Origin of the sequence: Acetobacter estunensis, assembly GCF_019083805.1 — a bacterium.
Classification (GTDB): Bacteria; Pseudomonadota; Alphaproteobacteria; order Acetobacterales; family Acetobacteraceae; genus Acetobacter; species Acetobacter estunensis_A.
This window is the reverse complement of the sequence record NZ_JAHRDV010000011.1, coordinates 17277-33016: the sequence shown is the minus strand read 5'-3', so window position 1 is coordinate 33016 and position 15740 is coordinate 17277. Positions and strand designations below refer to the sequence as shown.

At 61.6% G+C, this 15740-nt stretch carries 13 protein-coding genes; 7 read left to right on the top strand and 6 right to left on the bottom strand.

Annotated features, from left to right (window positions below; all coding sequences use genetic code 11):
• Window positions 1–43: 43 nt before the first annotated feature.
• On the bottom strand, window positions 44–1213 hold the full coding sequence (gene lpxB, locus KUA11_RS12700) for a lipid-A-disaccharide synthase (protein ID WP_217410806.1): 1170 nt from the start codon (window positions 1211–1213) through the stop codon (window positions 44–46).
• Between the two features lie 11 nt (window positions 1214–1224).
• Window positions 1225–1746: a hypothetical protein gene (locus tag KUA11_RS12695; protein WP_217410804.1), complete on the bottom strand. Its 522-nt coding sequence runs from the start codon at window positions 1744–1746 to the stop codon at window positions 1225–1227.
• A 236-nt stretch (window positions 1747–1982) separates the two neighbouring features.
• Here KUA11_RS12695 and KUA11_RS12690 point away from each other — a divergent pair, with 236 nt between their 5' ends.
• The 4 genes from KUA11_RS12690 (at window position 1983) to KUA11_RS12675 (ending at window position 6760) form a co-directional block, all read left to right on the top strand.
• Window positions 1983–2465 carry a glutathione peroxidase gene (locus KUA11_RS12690; RefSeq protein ID WP_166317525.1) on the top strand — a complete coding sequence of 161 codons (483 nt, stop codon included), beginning with the start codon at window positions 1983–1985 and terminating at the stop codon, window positions 2463–2465.
• Between the two features lie 437 nt (window positions 2466–2902).
• Entirely contained in the window at window positions 2903–5524 is a 2622-nt protein-coding gene (locus tag KUA11_RS12685) for a penicillin-binding protein 1A (RefSeq protein ID WP_254454924.1), read from the top strand.
• 24 nt (window positions 5525–5548) lie between these two features.
• Window positions 5549–6415, top strand: a complete 867-nt coding sequence (locus KUA11_RS12680) for an FkbM family methyltransferase (RefSeq protein ID WP_217410797.1) — start codon at window positions 5549–5551, stop codon at window positions 6413–6415.
• A 117-nt stretch (window positions 6416–6532) separates the two neighbouring features.
• Entirely contained in the window at window positions 6533–6760 is a 228-nt protein-coding gene (locus KUA11_RS12675; RefSeq protein WP_217410795.1) for a hypothetical protein, read from the top strand.
• A gap of 7 nt (window positions 6761–6767) precedes the next feature.
• Here KUA11_RS12675 and KUA11_RS12670 read toward each other — a convergent pair whose 3' ends face one another.
• Genes KUA11_RS12670 through KUA11_RS12660 form a run of 3 tightly spaced genes read right to left on the bottom strand, consistent with a single transcriptional unit; the run spans window position 6768 to window position 10200 of the window.
• Window positions 6768–7550 (bottom strand): sulfite exporter TauE/SafE family protein, encoded by a 783-nt coding sequence (locus tag KUA11_RS12670; protein ID WP_217410793.1) that lies wholly within the window; start codon window positions 7548–7550, stop codon window positions 6768–6770.
• A 1-nt stretch (window position 7551) separates the two neighbouring features.
• Window positions 7552–9231, bottom strand: a complete 1680-nt coding sequence (locus KUA11_RS12665) for a bifunctional protein tyrosine phosphatase family protein/NAD(P)/FAD-dependent oxidoreductase (RefSeq protein ID WP_217410791.1) — start codon at window positions 9229–9231, stop codon at window positions 7552–7554.
• 42 nt (window positions 9232–9273) lie between these two features.
• Window positions 9274–10200 carry an MBL fold metallo-hydrolase gene (locus KUA11_RS12660; RefSeq protein WP_217410782.1) on the bottom strand — a complete coding sequence of 309 codons (927 nt, stop codon included), beginning with the start codon at window positions 10198–10200 and terminating at the stop codon, window positions 9274–9276.
• 142 nt (window positions 10201–10342) lie between these two features.
• Here KUA11_RS12660 and KUA11_RS12655 point away from each other — a divergent pair, with 142 nt between their 5' ends.
• From KUA11_RS12655 to KUA11_RS12645, 3 genes are all read left to right on the top strand, one after another.
• A complete protein-coding gene (locus KUA11_RS12655) occupies window positions 10343–10549 on the top strand; it encodes a hypothetical protein (RefSeq protein WP_166317507.1) in 207 nt (68 codons plus the stop codon).
• A 219-nt stretch (window positions 10550–10768) separates the two neighbouring features.
• Window positions 10769–12352: a carbohydrate porin gene (locus KUA11_RS12650; RefSeq protein ID WP_254454921.1), complete on the top strand. Its 1584-nt coding sequence runs from the start codon at window positions 10769–10771 to the stop codon at window positions 12350–12352.
• A gap of 80 nt (window positions 12353–12432) precedes the next feature.
• Complete coding sequence (locus tag KUA11_RS12645) at window positions 12433–13503, top strand: NAD(P)H-dependent flavin oxidoreductase (RefSeq protein ID WP_217410780.1); 1071 nt, start codon at window positions 12433–12435, stop codon at window positions 13501–13503.
• Here KUA11_RS12645 and eutB read toward each other — a convergent pair.
• Window positions 13496–15736: an ethanolamine ammonia-lyase subunit EutB gene (gene eutB, locus KUA11_RS12640; protein ID WP_217410778.1), complete on the bottom strand. Its 2241-nt coding sequence runs from the start codon at window positions 15734–15736 to the stop codon at window positions 13496–13498. The genes KUA11_RS12645 and eutB overlap by 8 nt on opposite strands.
• Window positions 15737–15740 lie beyond the last annotated feature (4 nt).

Here is a 15740-nt window from a genome sequence, read left to right as displayed (position 1 = left end):
CTGACGCACATGGCTGGTGGACGGGTGACCGAAGCTTGTCCGTTCAGCAGGAGGCGGAGTGAAGGAGGGAGAGAATGTCCGTGGCGGCGGCATCCGCCGGATCCAGATGGCCCGGTCCCTGAAGGCCGCGCAGAAGTTCGGTAAATCCCGCTTTCTGACGTGCGCGCTGGACGGGGTCCGTCATCAGTTGCACCACAGTTTCGGCCAGTCGGTCGGGACGGCAGTCCTGTTGCAGAAGTTCGGGCACAAGAGCGTGACCCGACAGCAGGTTCACCATCGCGACATAGGGCACGCGGATCAGCCGGCGGGCAAGAAAGGCGGTGAGGGGATTGACCCGATAGGTCACGGCCATGGGCACGCCCGCCAGCGCAAGTTCAAGAGTGGACGTGCCGGACTTGGTGAGAGCGGCGGCGGCGGCGGCGAAGGCGTCGTGCTTGTCTGCCAGATCGGTCACGATTATCGGACGGACGGGCCAGTCTGCCGTGGCCTTCAGCACCGTTTCGGCCACGACGGGCGAAACCGGAATGACCGGCACCACATCCGGCAGACGCCGGCGCAGAAGCGTGAGCATCGCGCCGAAGACCGGCAACAGGCGTGGCGCTTCCGAACGGCGGCTTCCGGGCATCAGCACCAGCACGGGCGCCTGTTCGGGAATGTGATGGCGGGCGCGAAAGCGGGCGGCGTCTCCCGTGTCTGCGCCGGACTGGAGTACGGGATGCCCCACGAAGCGGGCCGCGAGACCATGATGACGGAAGAAGTCTTCTTCAAACGGTAAAAGCACCAGAAGCCGATCCCACAGGCCGGGAAACTTTTTCACCCGGTGTTCGCGCCAAGCCCAGACCTGTGGGGCCACATAATGCACACGGGGGATGCCTAGATCCTTGATGCGGCGCAGCAGGCGCAGGGCGAAACCGGGACTGTCGATGGTCACGACAAGATCTGGACGTTGGCGCTCGATGTCGGTCACAGCCTGATCGAGGCGACGAGACAGATGACGGATGCGCGGCAGGATTTCGACCAGCCCCATCACGGCGAGGTCGCGCATGGGAAACAGGCTGTGCAACCCCGCCTGCTCCATGCGTGGACCGCCGATGCCTGTGAAGCGGGCCTGCGGGCAACGATGCCGGAGTGCTGCCATCAGGCGTGCGCCCAGCACGTCACCGCTGGCCTCCCCCGCGAGAAGCCAGATCAGTGGAGCCTCGGGGGGAGACATGGGGGTGGAAATCAGGGGCAGCGGGAAGCGGCGAAGGTGGTCTTGGACGGGCCAAGCACATGGAAGCGCAGGCGCGCGGCGGCGGCGGCCAGTCGTGCTCCGTGGCTTTTCACCTGAAGATGGATTTCAGTGCCGTCGCTGTTCTGCAGCGCCATGCGTCCGACGCCGCTGCCTGCTGTTGCCTCGGAGGCCACGGCCCAGAAAGTGGTGTCGAATTTATCCAGAGATCCCAGATCGCTGATGGTGCCTTCAGCACAAGCGCTGGAATAGCCGATGGCCGGCCCACCACCGCCTTCGACACGGATATCGTAATCCTTACCGCGATAGTGCAGCAGGCCGCGACCCCATGCGTAACCCGGTCCCAGATTGGCCTGACGAATGTTGAAAACGAGTTTGTCCTCGGAGTCGGTGGAGGCAAGAGTGCTGCCTGCATCCTGCGCGCCCGGCGTGGCGGCCAGAGCGGTGGTGTCCGCAAGGCCTGCAAGACCGCTGACGGTGATCGCAACGGTTGCGGCCAGAAACTGTCGGGTCAAGGCGGAACTCCTCATTTCGCATCGTCCGATGAAACGATGGTGGCCCGTCCGGACGCGTCCGACCGCAATGGTCGTGCCTGCCGATTTCGGGGAATCCTCTTGTTTCATCTCTTTCCTTCTCCTGCAAGAATGTCTGTGCGTGGAAGGGGTTCCTTGCACCGTCGCCATGGTGCTCTCGACAAACGTGGTCATGGAGGGCAGGGGAGGGAGAGACGATCACCCCTGCGGAGACGGCCATGCCTTGCGCCTATGATTTCAGCCTGCCTGCCCTGACGGGCGGAACCGTCGATTTCGCGGGCTGGAAAGGCAAACCTCTGCTGATCGTCAATACGGCATCCCGATGCGGTTTCACGCCGCAATACGAAGGCTTGCAGGCCCTGTGGCGGGAGATGGAGGGAGAACTGGTGGTCGTGGGGGTGCCCAGCAACGATTTCGGTGCGCAGGAGCCCGGCAGTGCTGCGGACATCGAGACGTTCTGTCATCGCAATTACGGCGTGAGTTTTCCCATGACGGAAAAATGCCATGTGCGTGGTCCGCAGGCCACGCCGCTCTTCCGGTGGTTGGCGGCGGAAGGCGGCTTTTTCGCTCGTCCGCGTTGGAACTTCTTCAAATATCTCATCAATCGCCAGGGTGAGCTGACAAACTGGTATTCCAGTCTCACCCCGCCATCCGCTTCCCGGCTGCGTGACGCCGTGGCGCGAGTGCTTCTGGAGGACTGACCGGCGGGAGTGCGCGGTCACAAAACCGCCATGAGGGGCGGTCAGAAAGGCCCGACACACAGGCTCCCTGATGGTTTTCCTCACACCGCCACAATCTGACGGACACCGCCCTTTCGGGGACGCCAACGGGGGCGACGCTGCCCCGCGACGATGCTAGAGAGCCGTTCATGACAGTCCGTTTGCCCTTCTTTCGTCCTGCCCTGTCCGTGGTAACGCCCGATATGGGTGTGTTTGCCGGTGTGCCTGCACTTGTTGGAGAGGGGGCCCAGACTATCTGGATGGCGGATTCCTTCGGCGGGGGAGATCTGCGGGCGACGGGATCGGACCGGCTGGACGGTGGTGGCCATGATGCCGGTGGCGGTTCCGGAGGAGGAGCGTCGGGCGGAGGAGGCTCCGGTGGGGGCTGGGGCGGACCGCCCCGTCGCCCGCGTTTTCGCATGTGGCGTCGTTTTCTCGGCTCCACCTTGGCGGTCCTGCTGCTTGGGACGGCCACGGCGGCTGTGGTGGTGTGGTATAAATACACCGGACTGGTTTCGGACTTGCCCACTGTGCAGGGGCTGCAATCCTATCAGCCGCCGGTGATGAGCCGCCTTTACTCCAACGATGACCGGCTGATCGCGGAACTGGCGTCCGAACGCCGTATTTTCGTGCCGTACTCCGCCATCCCCGATCGTGTGAAGAACGCTTTCCTCGCTGCGGAGGATCAGAAGTTCTGGACCCATAAGGGCGTCGATCCGGTGGCCATCCTGCGCGCGGGCCTGACCGATCTTGCGCGTGGTCATGGGCGGCGCCCGATCGGTGCGTCCACCATCACGCAGCAGGTGGCGCGCGTGATGCTGCTGGGGTCCAACGCCGTTTCGATCGAGCGCAAGGCCAAGGAGGCGTTCCTTGCCCTGCGTATTGAACAGGTGCTGCCCAAGGAGAAGATTCTCGAGATCTATCTCAACGAGATCTATCTCGGGAACGGTGCCTATGGCATCGGCGCGGCTTCGCAGGCCTATTTCGGCAAGCCGCTGGATCAGCTTGACGATGCCGAGGCCGCTTTCCTCGGCGCGCTGCCCAAATCCCCCACCAATTACAATCCGTGGCGCTTCCCCGATGCGGCGCGCGGGCGACGCAACTGGGTGCTGGAACGGATGGAGGAGCTTGGCTGGCTGCCGTCCGATGCCGCGCAGGCCGCCATGCAGGAACCGCTGGCCGCGCACAGTTTCCGTCGTCCGGGGCCGGAACCGGGGTCCGAGTGGTTCAGCGAGGAAGTGCGGCGCGAACTGATCGAGCGCTACGGCACGCAACAGACCATGCAGGGCGGACTGGACGTTCACACCAGCCTCGACCCGGCGCTCCAGACGACGGCCACCAACGTGCTGCGTGATGGTCTGATGGATTATGACCGCTCGCATGGCGGCTGGCGCGGACCGGTTCATCATTTCGAGGGCTTTACCCGGACCAGCGCGCAGGACGATGCGGCGTGGGTGCCTGCGCTGACGGCTCTGCCGCGTCCGGCAGGAATGCTCGATCGCTGGCGACTGGCTGTGGTTCTGGATGCCACGGGTGGCGTGGGCTGGATTGAGGGAGGGGCGCCGCGTCGCGCGACTCTTCTACCGCGTGATCTCGGCTGGATCCGTCGCTGGCGTTTGCCGCGCGTGGGGGATGTCGTGATGATCGAGCCGCAGGCCGAAGGTGGCCATGTGGCATTGCGGCAGGTGCCCAAGATCGAGGGCGCGATCGTCACGATGGATGTGCGCACCGGGCGCGTGCTGGCCATGGTGGGTGGCTGGTCTTTCGAGGCCTCGCAGTTCAATCGGGCGACACAGGCGCTTCGTCAGCCGGGATCGTCCTTCAAGCCGTTCGTCTATCTCGCGGCCATGCAGCAGGGCATTTCGCCCTCGCAGCAGTTTCAGGACTCCGCCGTCTCGTACGGTGACTGGCACCCGAACAATTATGAGAAGGATTTCTGGGGACCGACGACCCTGCATGACGCGCTGCGGGAATCGCGCAACCTCGTCACCATTCGTCTGGCCGCGCATATCGGCATGAAGACCGTCGCGCAGACGGCGCAGGACATCGGGCTGGTGCAGGACATGCCGCATGTGCTGCCTGCGGCCCTCGGTGCCGTGGAGACGACCGTGCTGCGTGAGACCGGAGCCTATGCCACTATTGCCAACGGTGGTCGCAAGGTCACGCCAACGCTGATCGATGATGTGCAGGACCGTGACGGTCACGTCATCTGGCGGCCCGAGGGGCTGACGCTCAGCGCCACCCGCGCGTCGGATTCGCAGGTGCCGGATGCGGGTGGTCCGAGCGCCGTGTTCCCGACGGCCGATTCCGGGGGCGCGGCCGGGCCTGCGGCACCCGCTGTTCCACCCGGAGCAGCTCCCCCGGCCGTGGCAGCACCGACCGGGCCGGGCAAGGACGATCTTCCCGTGCTCAACGACAGCCGACCGCGTGTGAGTGACGCCGCCAGCGCGTTCCAGATCACGACGATGATGCAGGACGTCATCCGGCGTGGCACCGGTGTGCAGGCGGGGAAAGGCATAGACGCGCCCATCGCGGGCAAAACCGGTACGAGCCAGAATTTCAACGATGCGTGGTTCGCCGGATATTCCGCCGATGTGGTGACAGTGGTGTGGATCGGTTTCGACTCACCCCAATCGCTGGGCAAGAATGAGACCGGCGGCGCGATTGCCGGGCCGCTGTGGAACCGGGTGATGAAAGTGGCGCTCGCGGATCGTCCCAAGGTGGATTTCCGTGTGCCCGATGGCGTGACATTGGTGCGCTATGACACCGGGCGCGGCATGGCGATTGACGCCTTCAAGGCCGATCAGGTGCCGGGTGAGAGCGCAAATCTCAATGGTTCGGCAGGCACAGGGGAACTGACAGCGGCGGATACGGGGGCTGAGAACCTGCCGGATTCCGAAACGGACATGTCCGAAGGTGGTGGAGCAGCGGCCGCAAACGGTGGGGCGTCATCCGGCGGAGGAGCGCCTGCCGCGGGTGCGGCACCATCCGGCCCTCCGCAGCCGGCCAGTGGCGATATTGGCATGGGTGGGCTTTACTAGTTCAGGCCAAAAAGGAATCGGGATGTGAATAAGAGTTTCCGGAATTTTCTGGGGTTATTCAAAAAAGATAGAACCCTTTCGCCCGTTCCTCCTGAATCTTCCGCACAATCCGTGGTGTTTTGCGGCAGGCGTTTTCAGTTTGATGAGTGTGGTGGTAGCGATCAGGTTGGGCGGGCCATTCGCAATGGTAGTTTTGAACCTCCTTTGCCACAGTTTATCCTGACCTGTCTTTCTGAAGCTCCCGGTGTTTTCATGGACGTTGGGGCGAATACCGGGATTTATTCAATTCTCGCCTGTGCGGCCGATCCCAGAGTTCATGTGAAAGCGTTCGAACCTTTTCCTGAAATTCTGAAAGTGTTGGAACACAACATTGCACTGAATGATTTCGGTGATCGGATTGCTGTCTATCCCGTGGCGCTGAGTGACCGCTCTGAGCAGGTTGCGTTGTATGTCCCGGAAAAGACGGAAGGTGTTCTGGAAACCAGTTGCTCTCTTGAGGCATCGTTCAAGGGTAACTGCCCGTCCCATGTGGACGTGATGGCGCAGACTCTGGACTCATTGAAGCTGAAAGAACCGATCTCCCTTGTGAAGGTGGACATAGAGGGGCATGAGCACGCCTTTCTGGCAGGCGGATACCAGACCATTCAGAAGGACCGTCCCATCCTTCTGGTGGAAGTGTTGCCTCCGGCGCAGTTTCAGGGATTGCAGGATTTTCTTTCGTCCAGTGGATATCGTGACTTCAGGCTGAGGCCACAGACGGTGATTGAAGCACAGGAAGTTACCTATGATGCAGAAGCTTGGAATCATGCGTTTGTGCCACCAGAGAGAATGTCGTTCTTTTTGAAATGTTGTGAAATCTGTGGATTGCAGGTGCAACGGATAGGTGCGTGATTTTTGAGCGCCGCCGGAACAAGGAGTATAGGTTTTTAAGGAGTGCCTCTGATCGACGCTTCGGAAGCGTGGCGTTCCAGTAAAACGATATTCTGATAAGATGAGTACCGGACAATCATGGGACACAACTACGCCAAACCCGCCACTCTCGCGCAACGCTTCGAGCGCGTGATGAGCCGTCTTCCTGAGCAGTGGGCGGTGAAGATCGAACGTGCGGAAGGTAGTGGAACATGGCGTGCTCTCGTTCATGCGCCGGGTGTCGAGGGCCGATGGGCCGAAGGTGACCCCGACGCGGTGACGGCGCTGGAAAACGCCTGGCGCCTCAACCGTCCGCCAGCGGGGTGAGTGCCGCTCAGAGCGCGGCGACGCCTTTCCAGATGATGAAGACGGCAACAGCGAAGATGATGCAGGCCAGAATGGTGGTCAGTCGTCCCGTTGTGCCGGCCAGACGGCAGGCCATGCGGCTTCCGGCCAGTGTGCCGATCAGGCCGCCCACGATGAACAGAACGGCAAGCTGCCAGTCCACATAGCCCGACATCATGTAACTAGCTGCCGTGCTCAACCCAAAGGCGGCGACGGCGACGAGCGATGTCCCGACGGCGTTGAGCACTGGCATGTGGGTGGACGCCATCAGGCCGGGCACAATGAGAAAACCGCCCCCGATCCCAAAAAAGCCTGACAGGGCACCGGTTCCGGTGCCGTAGAGCATCACCTTGCCGACATTCTCGCGGTTGCAGGAGGCGCCTTCGCAGCCGACATTGTGGCGGCCGCGCAGGGTGAGAACGCCCACGATGATCATCAGGCCCGCGAAGAGCAGAAGCAGTTTCTGTCCGTCCACGATCTTGCCCAGATGCGCCCCCAGCAACGCGCCCACGACGCCGCAGGAGGCATAGATGGCGGCGCACCGCCATTTCACCGTGTGGCTGCGGGCGTGTTGCACAAGGCCGCCCAGCGCGTTGACGGCCACTGTCAGGGCGCTGGTACCGATGGCCACATGCGGGTCGGGCACGCCCACGACATAGACCATCAGCGGCACGGCGAGAATAGACCCGCCGCCGCCGATCAGCCCGAGGGTGAAGCCGACCAGCCCGCCTGAAAGCAGTCCCAGAACGGTCTGGGCGAGATCGGGTGTCATGTCACGTCCTGGAGATTTTTTCCGGTTCCACCATGAACTCATGCCCGCGCAGCATCTCGCGGTAAAGCGGTGGCATGACATCCTTCTTGAGGAACCACGCCAGACGGGTGGCGTGCTGTCCATCGAGAATCCAGCGCGGGAGAGTCGGCATCAGCTTGCCGCCATAGCCGAACTCGGCCAGCACGATCTTGCCGCGCTCCACGGTGAGCGGGCATCCGCCATAGCCGTCATAAAGGGCCACAGGCGGCTTGCCGTCGAGGGCCGCTGCGACATTGAGCGCCACGACGGGCGCCTGCTTGCGCACGGCGGCTGCGGTTTTGGCGTTGCTGGTGCCCGCACTGTCGCCAATAGCGAAGACATTCTGCCGCGTGACATGTTGCAGCGTGCCTGGATCGACCGCAACGAAGCCGGAAGCGTCCCCCAGCCCACTCTCACGGATGAAGGCAGGGGCGATCTGTGGCGGCACGACGTGCAGCATCTCGAAGGATTGCTCCACACGCTCGGTCTTGTCACCTGTTGTGCGCTCAAAGGTGGCAATACGGCGTTCGCCGTCCACGGCCACGAGTTTGGAGTGGAACTGAAGCGCAATGCCGTAATCGCGCACATAGTTCATCAGGGCTGGCACGAAAGCCTGCACGCCGAACAGCGCGCCGCCCGCGTTGTCGAACTCCACGTTGATGGCGTCCAGCACGCCGCGTTTCCGCCAGGCATCGCAGGCGAGATACATGGCTTTCTGCGGCGCGCCCGCGCATTTGATGGGCATGGGAGGCTGCGTAAACAGCGCGTTGCCGCGCGAGACCTTTTCCACCAGCTCCCATGTGTAGGGAGCCAGATCGTAACGATAGTTCGACGTTACGCCGTTGCGCCCCAGCGTTTCGGGCAGACCTGCAATCGCGCCCCAGTTGAGCGTGATACCGGCCGCGATGACCAGAACCTCGTAGGAGAGCACGCCGCCATCCGCGACGGTGACTTCCCGCGTGTCGGGGTCGATATGGGTGACGGTGGAGCGGATCCAGTCTGCGTTCTTGGGCATGACGGAGGCTTCCGGCATGCGGGTCTTCTGGGCTTTGAACACACCGCCACCCACCAGTGTCCAGCCGGGCTGGTAATAGTGCGTGTCGGAGGGTTCCACGATGGCGATGGTCGTGCGCGGACGACGGCGCAGAAGGCTGGCTGCCGCCGACAGCCCGCCCGCGCCACCGCCGACGATCACGACGTCAAAGCGTCGGCCGGGACCGGCATGGCTGGTTGTGCTGGTTGCGGCTTCCTGCTTCAGCAGCGGGACGAGTGGTGAGAGATCGACGCCCGCCTTGTGGCCGGCAGCCAGGATGTCCTCGACGGGAAGCGTGCCTGCCTGCGCCAGCGCCCAGAGCTGGGCGGCGCGGTTGCCGCTGCGGCAATAGCCCAGCACGGGGCCGCCCGCGCCTTTGAGCACGACATTCAGACGATCCACGTCCACTTGCGGAGGTGTCGCTCCGGCCGCAAAGGGCACGGCCTCGAAAGTCAGCCCGACCTCGGCGGCTGCGCGTTCCATGTCCTTGATGGTGGGCTGGCCACGTTCCTCTCCATCGGGGCGGGCGCAGACGATGGCGCGGAAGCCCTGCCGCGCGGCGTCCGCCACGTCGGCGATGGAAAGCTGGGGGGCAATGGCAAAGGTGTCGGTGAGATAACGCGGTGTCATGGGATGTGTCGGCTCCTCGTGGAAAGGGTAGGGCAAAAGGGCTTACAGACGGTTGATGGGAATCTTGATGTAGCTGACGCCGTTGTCTTCGGGTTCGGGCATATGGCCGCCCCGCATGTTCACCTGCACGGACGGCATGATGAGGTGGGGCAGATCCAGCGTTTTGTCGCGGCTAGTGCGCATATTCACGAAATCGTCTTCCAAGACGCCTTCATGGACGTGGACATTGTGTTCCCGCTCTGCGCCCACGGTGGTTTCCCATGCGAAGGTGTCGCGTCCGGGCGCCTTGTAGTCATGGCACAGGAACAGCCGCGTCTCATCAGGCAGGGACAGCAGCCGCCGGATCGAGCGGTAGAGCCTGCGTGCGTCGCCGCCGGGGAAATCGGCGCGGGCGGTGCCGTAATCCGGCATGAACAGCGTGTCTCCGATGAAGGCGGCATCACCTATGATGAACGCCATGTCGGCCGGTGTGTGGCCCGGAACATGCAGCGCAATGGCGGGGATGTTGCCCAGCGAGAAGGTTTCGCCATCGTGGAACAGGCGATCGAACTGTGAGCCGTCACGGGCAAAGGCGGTTCCGGCGTTGAAGATTTTTCCGAAAACCTCCTGCACCCGCGTGATGTCGGCACCGATGGCAAGCTTGCCCCCCAACTGCTCCTGAAGCCATGGCGCGGCGGATAGGTGATCCGCGTGGGCATGGGTTTCGAGCTGCCATTCAACCTTCAGCTCATGTTCGCGCACATAGGCAACGACGGCCTCGGCAGAGGCGAAATTGGTGCGTCCGGAAGCGGCATCGTAATCCAGCACGCTGTCGATGACGGCCGCCGCGCGGGTGGCAGGATCGTGCGCGACATGTGTGGCCGTGAAGGTAGCTTCATCGAAGAATGTGCGAACGACTGGCCGCAGGGCTGGATCGGCTATGGCTGCGCGGATCTGCCGGGTGGCGGCTTCGAGAGCGGAATCGGGCATCTGCCCCTCCATTACTTTCATAGTTTAGTAATTTAATTAAATATGTGACTCCCTTCTCCGCCGAAAGTCAAGCTTTTCCCCTCAGCAGGTGGCGTCAGGCTCGATGCTTTCCCTTCTCCCCGCTCTCCCTTATGCAGAAGGGATGAGTGACGAAGACTGGACTCGCGAAGACCCGATCGATGCCGAAGCGGACGCATGGGCAGACTCTCTCGATGCGCGGACGGGCATTGCTGAACCAAAAGAGCCGCGCGGGAGTTTTCTTTCGACCGTTCTTTTCCCGCTGCTCATCGGCGGCGTCGTGCTTCTGTTCGGCTTCTGGTGGGCGTGCGGAAAACTCGGACTTTTCTGAGCGTCCAGCCAAAAATCCATGACATGACAACGCTACTTGGGAAGATTGGCTGCCCCGAGAAGTGACGGTTACGTGTGCATGGTTCACGGGTTTCTGTTTTGGGCGGCCGTGTTCCTTCGGCCACAATATGACGTGAAACATGCTCTGAAGACGGCGCCGAGGATTGGATTCAGACGGCGCGCTTGGTAACGCCGATGAGTCCCGAGTCGGAAAAAGACAATGAAAAAGAACAATATCCGCCGTACTCAGGTCAGCACGCGCATGTCCCGTCGTCTTCCGAAAGGAAGCGGTCGTGTCGTGACGCTTGCGGCCATGCCTCTTCTGTTCGCGTCTGTGGAGGCGCGCGCTCAAACCGCGCCTGTTGCGCAGGCTTCTCCCCAGTCAGGGTCCGTCAGCACGGTGAATGTGCGGCCCATTCTTCATTCGGCCGCCAATCCACCTAAACCCACCAAGATCCCTTCGGCGCAGACGCTGGAGACGCTCTTCAATACGGAGAGCATTTCGTCGCTGCTCAACAGTTCCGACGATGCGTTGCGTGAACGCGATCTCTCCGCCGGTTACTATGTGCCCGCGCAGACCTTCGGTAATCTCGTCCCGCAGCTTGCCGGTCCGCGTAAATGGCTGGCGGACAAGGGATTTAGCTTCCAGCTCTCCTACAAGGGAGAGGGGGTTGCCAATGTTGGGGGCGGCAAGCGCAAGGGCATGGATTATGCCCATGAAGTGACGCTCACCACACGGTTCGATCTGGGAAAGCTTATCGGCTGGCAAGGGTGGATGCTGCATGCCGTCATGATGGAGCGTGCCGGTCGGCAGGTTTCGCATGATTATGTGGGTGAGCAGCGCATCCTGCTGTCGGAGGTCTATAGCCTCAGCGGTGGTGCTGCGGCCCATCTTGCCGATATCTATCTGGAGAAAAACTTTTTCCACGATACGGTCAATCTCAATATTGGCCGCATTACACTGACACACACCTACGCCACGTCCGTGCTACTCTGTACCTTCATGATCCAGTGCTCCGCTCCTGTGGCGTTGAAATCGCAGCAGGGTTGGAGCGTGTATCCGAAAGCGACATGGGGTGGCACGATCCGTGTGCGTCCCACACGCGATTTGATCGTCACCACAGGCGTTTACCAGTCTGCGCCATTGACTGAGAACCCGTCAGGCTGGGCCTGGGGCGCGGAGCACGGCACGGGTGTCATGCTGCCTATCGAGGTGACGTGGCAGCCCTTCTTCGGCCCGAAGAAACTGCCGGGTCATTACAAGGTGGGTTTCGGTCACGACACCACCCATTATGATGACGTGATCGGCAGTGTGCCGGCGGCCTATCGCCATAGTGTAGGCAGCCATCTCGGTGGTGCGCGCGATACGTTCTATTTCGAAGCGGACCAGATGATCTACCGTAAGGGAGGTGATCACCAGATGGCAGGTGGTTACCTTATGGCGGGTTACATTCATAACACGCCTAGCACGTCGATCTTTTCGGATCAGGTGTATTTCGGCGCGTCGCTGCTGGGTATTTTCCCCGGTCGTCCGTTCGATCGTTTTGGTGTGATGTATTCCTATTACCAGATCAGTCACAATCTGACTCTGGGGCAAAGGCTGAAGGTGGATGCGGGCCTCTCGCTCGGGCCATTGGTCAATGGCCCACAAACGCATGCGGCCACATTGGAAGCGTATTACGGTATTCCGGTCATGCCGGGTCTCGTGATGCAGCCGGTGTTTGAATACATGATGCGGCCGGGCGAGACGTCCAAGATTCCCAACGCCATTCTGACGGGGCTGAAGGTTCTGGCGGCTCTTTAGAGTGGTATGCGGGTTCCTTTCATGAAAGTGATCGGAACCCGCAGGATGTTTCCGCTTTCCTTTTCGGAAGGGAGGCGCGGATGACTTTGTATCGTAGACTCGGCATTGAAGTGCCGATCATTCAGGCGCCCATGGCGGGGGTGGCGACACCGGCTCTGGCGGCGGCAGTCAGCAATGCAGGCGGTCTCGGCTCGTTGGGGCTGGGTGCATCCAGCGTTTCCGCTTCGGCAAAGATGATTCATGAGGTGAGGCAGGCCACAGACCATCCTGTCGGAGTCAATCTGTTCGTGCACGAAACACCCATGCGCGATGTGGTGCGCGAACGGGCATGGGTGGATGTTCTTGCGCCGTTCTTTGCCGAAAATGAAATGGCTACACCACAGCAACTGGGTGTGCCTTACACGAGTTTTCGTGATGATCCGGATATGTTGGCGATGCTGCTTGAGCTTCGTCCTCCCGTCATCAGTTTTCACTTCGGGCTGCCGTCAGCCGATATCGTATCGGCCCTGAAGGGCGTCGGGATTATGCTGTTGGCCACGGCCACCAACCCCGCTGAAGCACAAGCCATCACGGAGGCCGGGGTGGATATGGTGATCGCGCAGGGGATCGAGGCCGGTGGACATAGGGGAATGTTCGATCCTGACGCACCGGATGATGAACTGACCACCGCTGTGCTCACGCGGCGTCTGGTGCGTGAAGCGAGGATGCCGGTCATCGCGGCAGGCGGTGTGATGGATGGTGCGGGTGTCGTCGCGGTATTGAAACTTGGGGCCGTGGCGGCGCAACTGGGGACGGCTTTTATCGGTTGTGTGGAATCAGCGGCGGATGAGGGTTATCGGGCGGCTCTCGCGGGACCGGCGGCGGAACATACGCGGATGACACGTCTGATTTCCGGACGACCGGCCCGCGCGCTTGCGAACCGTTTCACGCAAATGGACACGAACGGTGTGTCTCCTCCAGTCTATCCGGTGGCCTACGATGCTGGAAAAGCCCTGCATGCGGCGGCAAGGAAACATCGTGAACAGGGATTTGGCGCCCACTGGGCGGGACAGGGTGCGCCCTTGTGTCGGTTTCAGCCTGCCGCGCAGCTCATGAAAACACTGATTGAAGAAATGCGTGCGGCAGGCTGGAAGGACGCTGTCGTCAGTTAATCGTCATTCCGATGTCGGTCTTGCCGTGCAGTTCGAAAGGCGCAGGCGGAGAAGAGGGCATCGTCTCCAGACGGTTCCCTGCCGCACGGGCGTTCAGGATGCGCACGGCCTTATCCACGATCACGCTGCCCGCTTCGATCGGTGGCAGGCCGCCGGCATGAATGTTGGAAACAACCGAGTATTCATAACGGATATTGGCGTTTCCACTGAAGATGGCGGCTTCCTGTCGCACGTCTTCATCGTCCAGACGATAGGCGAAATAGGCGGACAGACTGCGTGAGGCGTTGGCATCCCCGCCCGGTCGTTCGCCGATAAGGCTGATGATGAGACGCGGCATCAGTCTGTCGCCGATCTCTTCGGCTACTTTCACGCGCCCATGTGGCAGGAGGATGGGCTGCCCGATGCTCAGGCCATGTGCCTGCAATCCGTCCATGAGCACGGGCAGAAGGTCGGGCACGTTGTAATGAACGGCCTCGGCACTCAGTCCGTCTGACACGATGATCTGCACATCCATGCCTTCGGGCGTAAGCGCGCTGGTGCTGTCTTCGGCCAGCGCAGCCCCTGTGTCGGGATGGCCGAGATGGGTTTCCTTGTCGGGCGCGCGCGTGCGCAGATTGCGAAAAGACAGGCCGGGCAGGCGCTTTCTATCGAGTTCCGCCTGAATGGCCTGTCGCCCGATGGCGAGATTGGCGCGTACCTGTCGTGAGACGCTGTTGCTGGGGCGTGGGCCTGCGGAGTCCAGTCCGTAGGCTGCGGGAACGCGCTCAAGGAGTGTGAGCAATTCTTCTTTCGAGGACACGAAGAGACGCGGATTGCCCCAGTTCGGTCCACGTGTGATCTCACCTGTTTCATCCTGAGTGAAGATGCCACGTGCGAGCGCCCATTGCAGGTATTCCGGCGCGGGCTGGGCGTTGTGGATCTCGCGCAATGTCTGGTCATCATGACCGGAGGTGTCGAAATAGGCCAGCATCCGGTCCACTGTCAGGAACACATCCATGAAGTAATTCGCACCCGCCGCCGCCAGAAGCTCTGTTGCAATCTGATGGCCTTCCATGGAGATTTCGGAATGCAGGGTATAGCAGGGAGCCATGCCCATCGGCAGTCCCATCAGCTTGCCCATGAAATGATCCTGAAGGTTCGAGACGATCATCTCGAAATCACTGCGATGGGTTTCGGGGCCGATAAACCCGGTGACGTTGTTGACCATGAACGGGTCATAGCGGCGTGCCAGTCCATAACAGAGAGCCTCGCAGGTGGTCATGTCCATGCCCTCGTGCTTGGCATAAGTCAGTTCACTGCCCTGACCTGTTTCGAAATACATGAACTGCCGTGCCACATCGCGCAGCGGTCCTTTCTCCTGCATCAATCGATAAGCATCGTCGAGCACATCCACGGTCACATCAAACTCATCCGTCAATGTGCGCTCAGTGCCGGCGAGGCTCTGGAACATGATCTCCACAGGCGCGCCCGCCTTCAGGCAGGCCATCTGTGTCTTGACGTGCGCAAGGACACAGATCTGTGTCGGCACCTCTGTCTCGCGCCGCAAGCGGTCAAGATGGGTGAGCAAGGCGGAGACGTTCTCAATCGTGTCGATGGCGGGATTGATGCCTAGAAGCGCATCGCCCGAACCCATGGACAGCCCGGTATAGACCAGCGCCGAGACGCAGGAGAGATCGTCCGTCGGATGATTGGGCTGGAGGCGGGAAGAGAGGGTGCCGGTCTGGCCCACAAGCGTGCGGGCTTTGGCCGAACGCTTGGCCTTGCGCGCCACGAGGATCAACTCATGCACATCCATCAGCTTGGCAAGGGCAGCGGCCATCACACCTGTCAGACCGCGCCCAAGTCGCCGGACCTCCGCGGCTGGTGTGCGAAGCAGGTGATCCTTGAGGGCGCCAAGCGTCATATCCGCGATGGCGTCGAAAGCCACGTAGTCGATGTCGTAATTCACGCGCATGACGGCATCCACGCAGCCATCCTGGGTGGTTAGGGGACGATCATACAGATGCCGCACTGTCAGGCCTGAGAGGATGGCGCGCGCGGCTTCGCGTTCCATCTCGTCCGTCGCGGTGAGAGTGGCTACGCGATCACCGGCTTTCGAGATATCTGCTGCTGCGAGCAGGCGTTTCAGACCGTGGAAAGTGAAATCACGGTCCATCAGACGGAGCGTGTAGGATTCGTCCGGACGGGGAGCAGGGACAGTGATCTCGGCAAGCGGTGGCAAGGTGGCGGTCATGGTG

Excerpts from the sequence above, each read along its gene's own strand:
- KUA11_RS12650 (WP_254454921.1), top strand. The coding sequence starts at position 10,769 with ATGAAAAAGAACAATATCCGCCGTACTCAGGTCAGCACGCGCATGTCC.
- KUA11_RS12690 (WP_166317525.1), top strand. The coding sequence starts at position 1,983 with ATGCCTTGCGCCTATGATTTCAGCCTGCCTGCCCTGACGGGCGGAACC.
- lpxB (WP_217410806.1), bottom strand. The coding sequence starts at position 1,213 with ATGTCTCCCCCCGAGGCTCCACTGATCTGGCTTCTCGCGGGGGAGGCC.
- KUA11_RS12685 (WP_254454924.1), top strand. The coding sequence starts at position 2,903 with ATGTGGCGTCGTTTTCTCGGCTCCACCTTGGCGGTCCTGCTGCTTGGG.
- KUA11_RS12645 (WP_217410780.1), top strand. The coding sequence starts at position 12,433 with ATGACTTTGTATCGTAGACTCGGCATTGAAGTGCCGATCATTCAGGCG.
- eutB (WP_217410778.1), bottom strand. The coding sequence starts at position 15,736 with ATGACCGCCACCTTGCCACCGCTTGCCGAGATCACTGTCCCTGCTCCC.
- KUA11_RS12660 (WP_217410782.1), bottom strand. The coding sequence starts at position 10,200 with ATGCCCGATTCCGCTCTCGAAGCCGCCACCCGGCAGATCCGCGCAGCC.
- KUA11_RS12655 (WP_166317507.1), top strand. The coding sequence starts at position 10,343 with ATGAGTGACGAAGACTGGACTCGCGAAGACCCGATCGATGCCGAAGCG.
- KUA11_RS12670 (WP_217410793.1), bottom strand. The coding sequence starts at position 7,550 with ATGACACCCGATCTCGCCCAGACCGTTCTGGGACTGCTTTCAGGCGGG.
- KUA11_RS12675 (WP_217410795.1), top strand. The coding sequence starts at position 6,533 with ATGGGACACAACTACGCCAAACCCGCCACTCTCGCGCAACGCTTCGAG.
- KUA11_RS12665 (WP_217410791.1), bottom strand. The coding sequence starts at position 9,231 with ATGACACCGCGTTATCTCACCGACACCTTTGCCATTGCCCCCCAGCTT.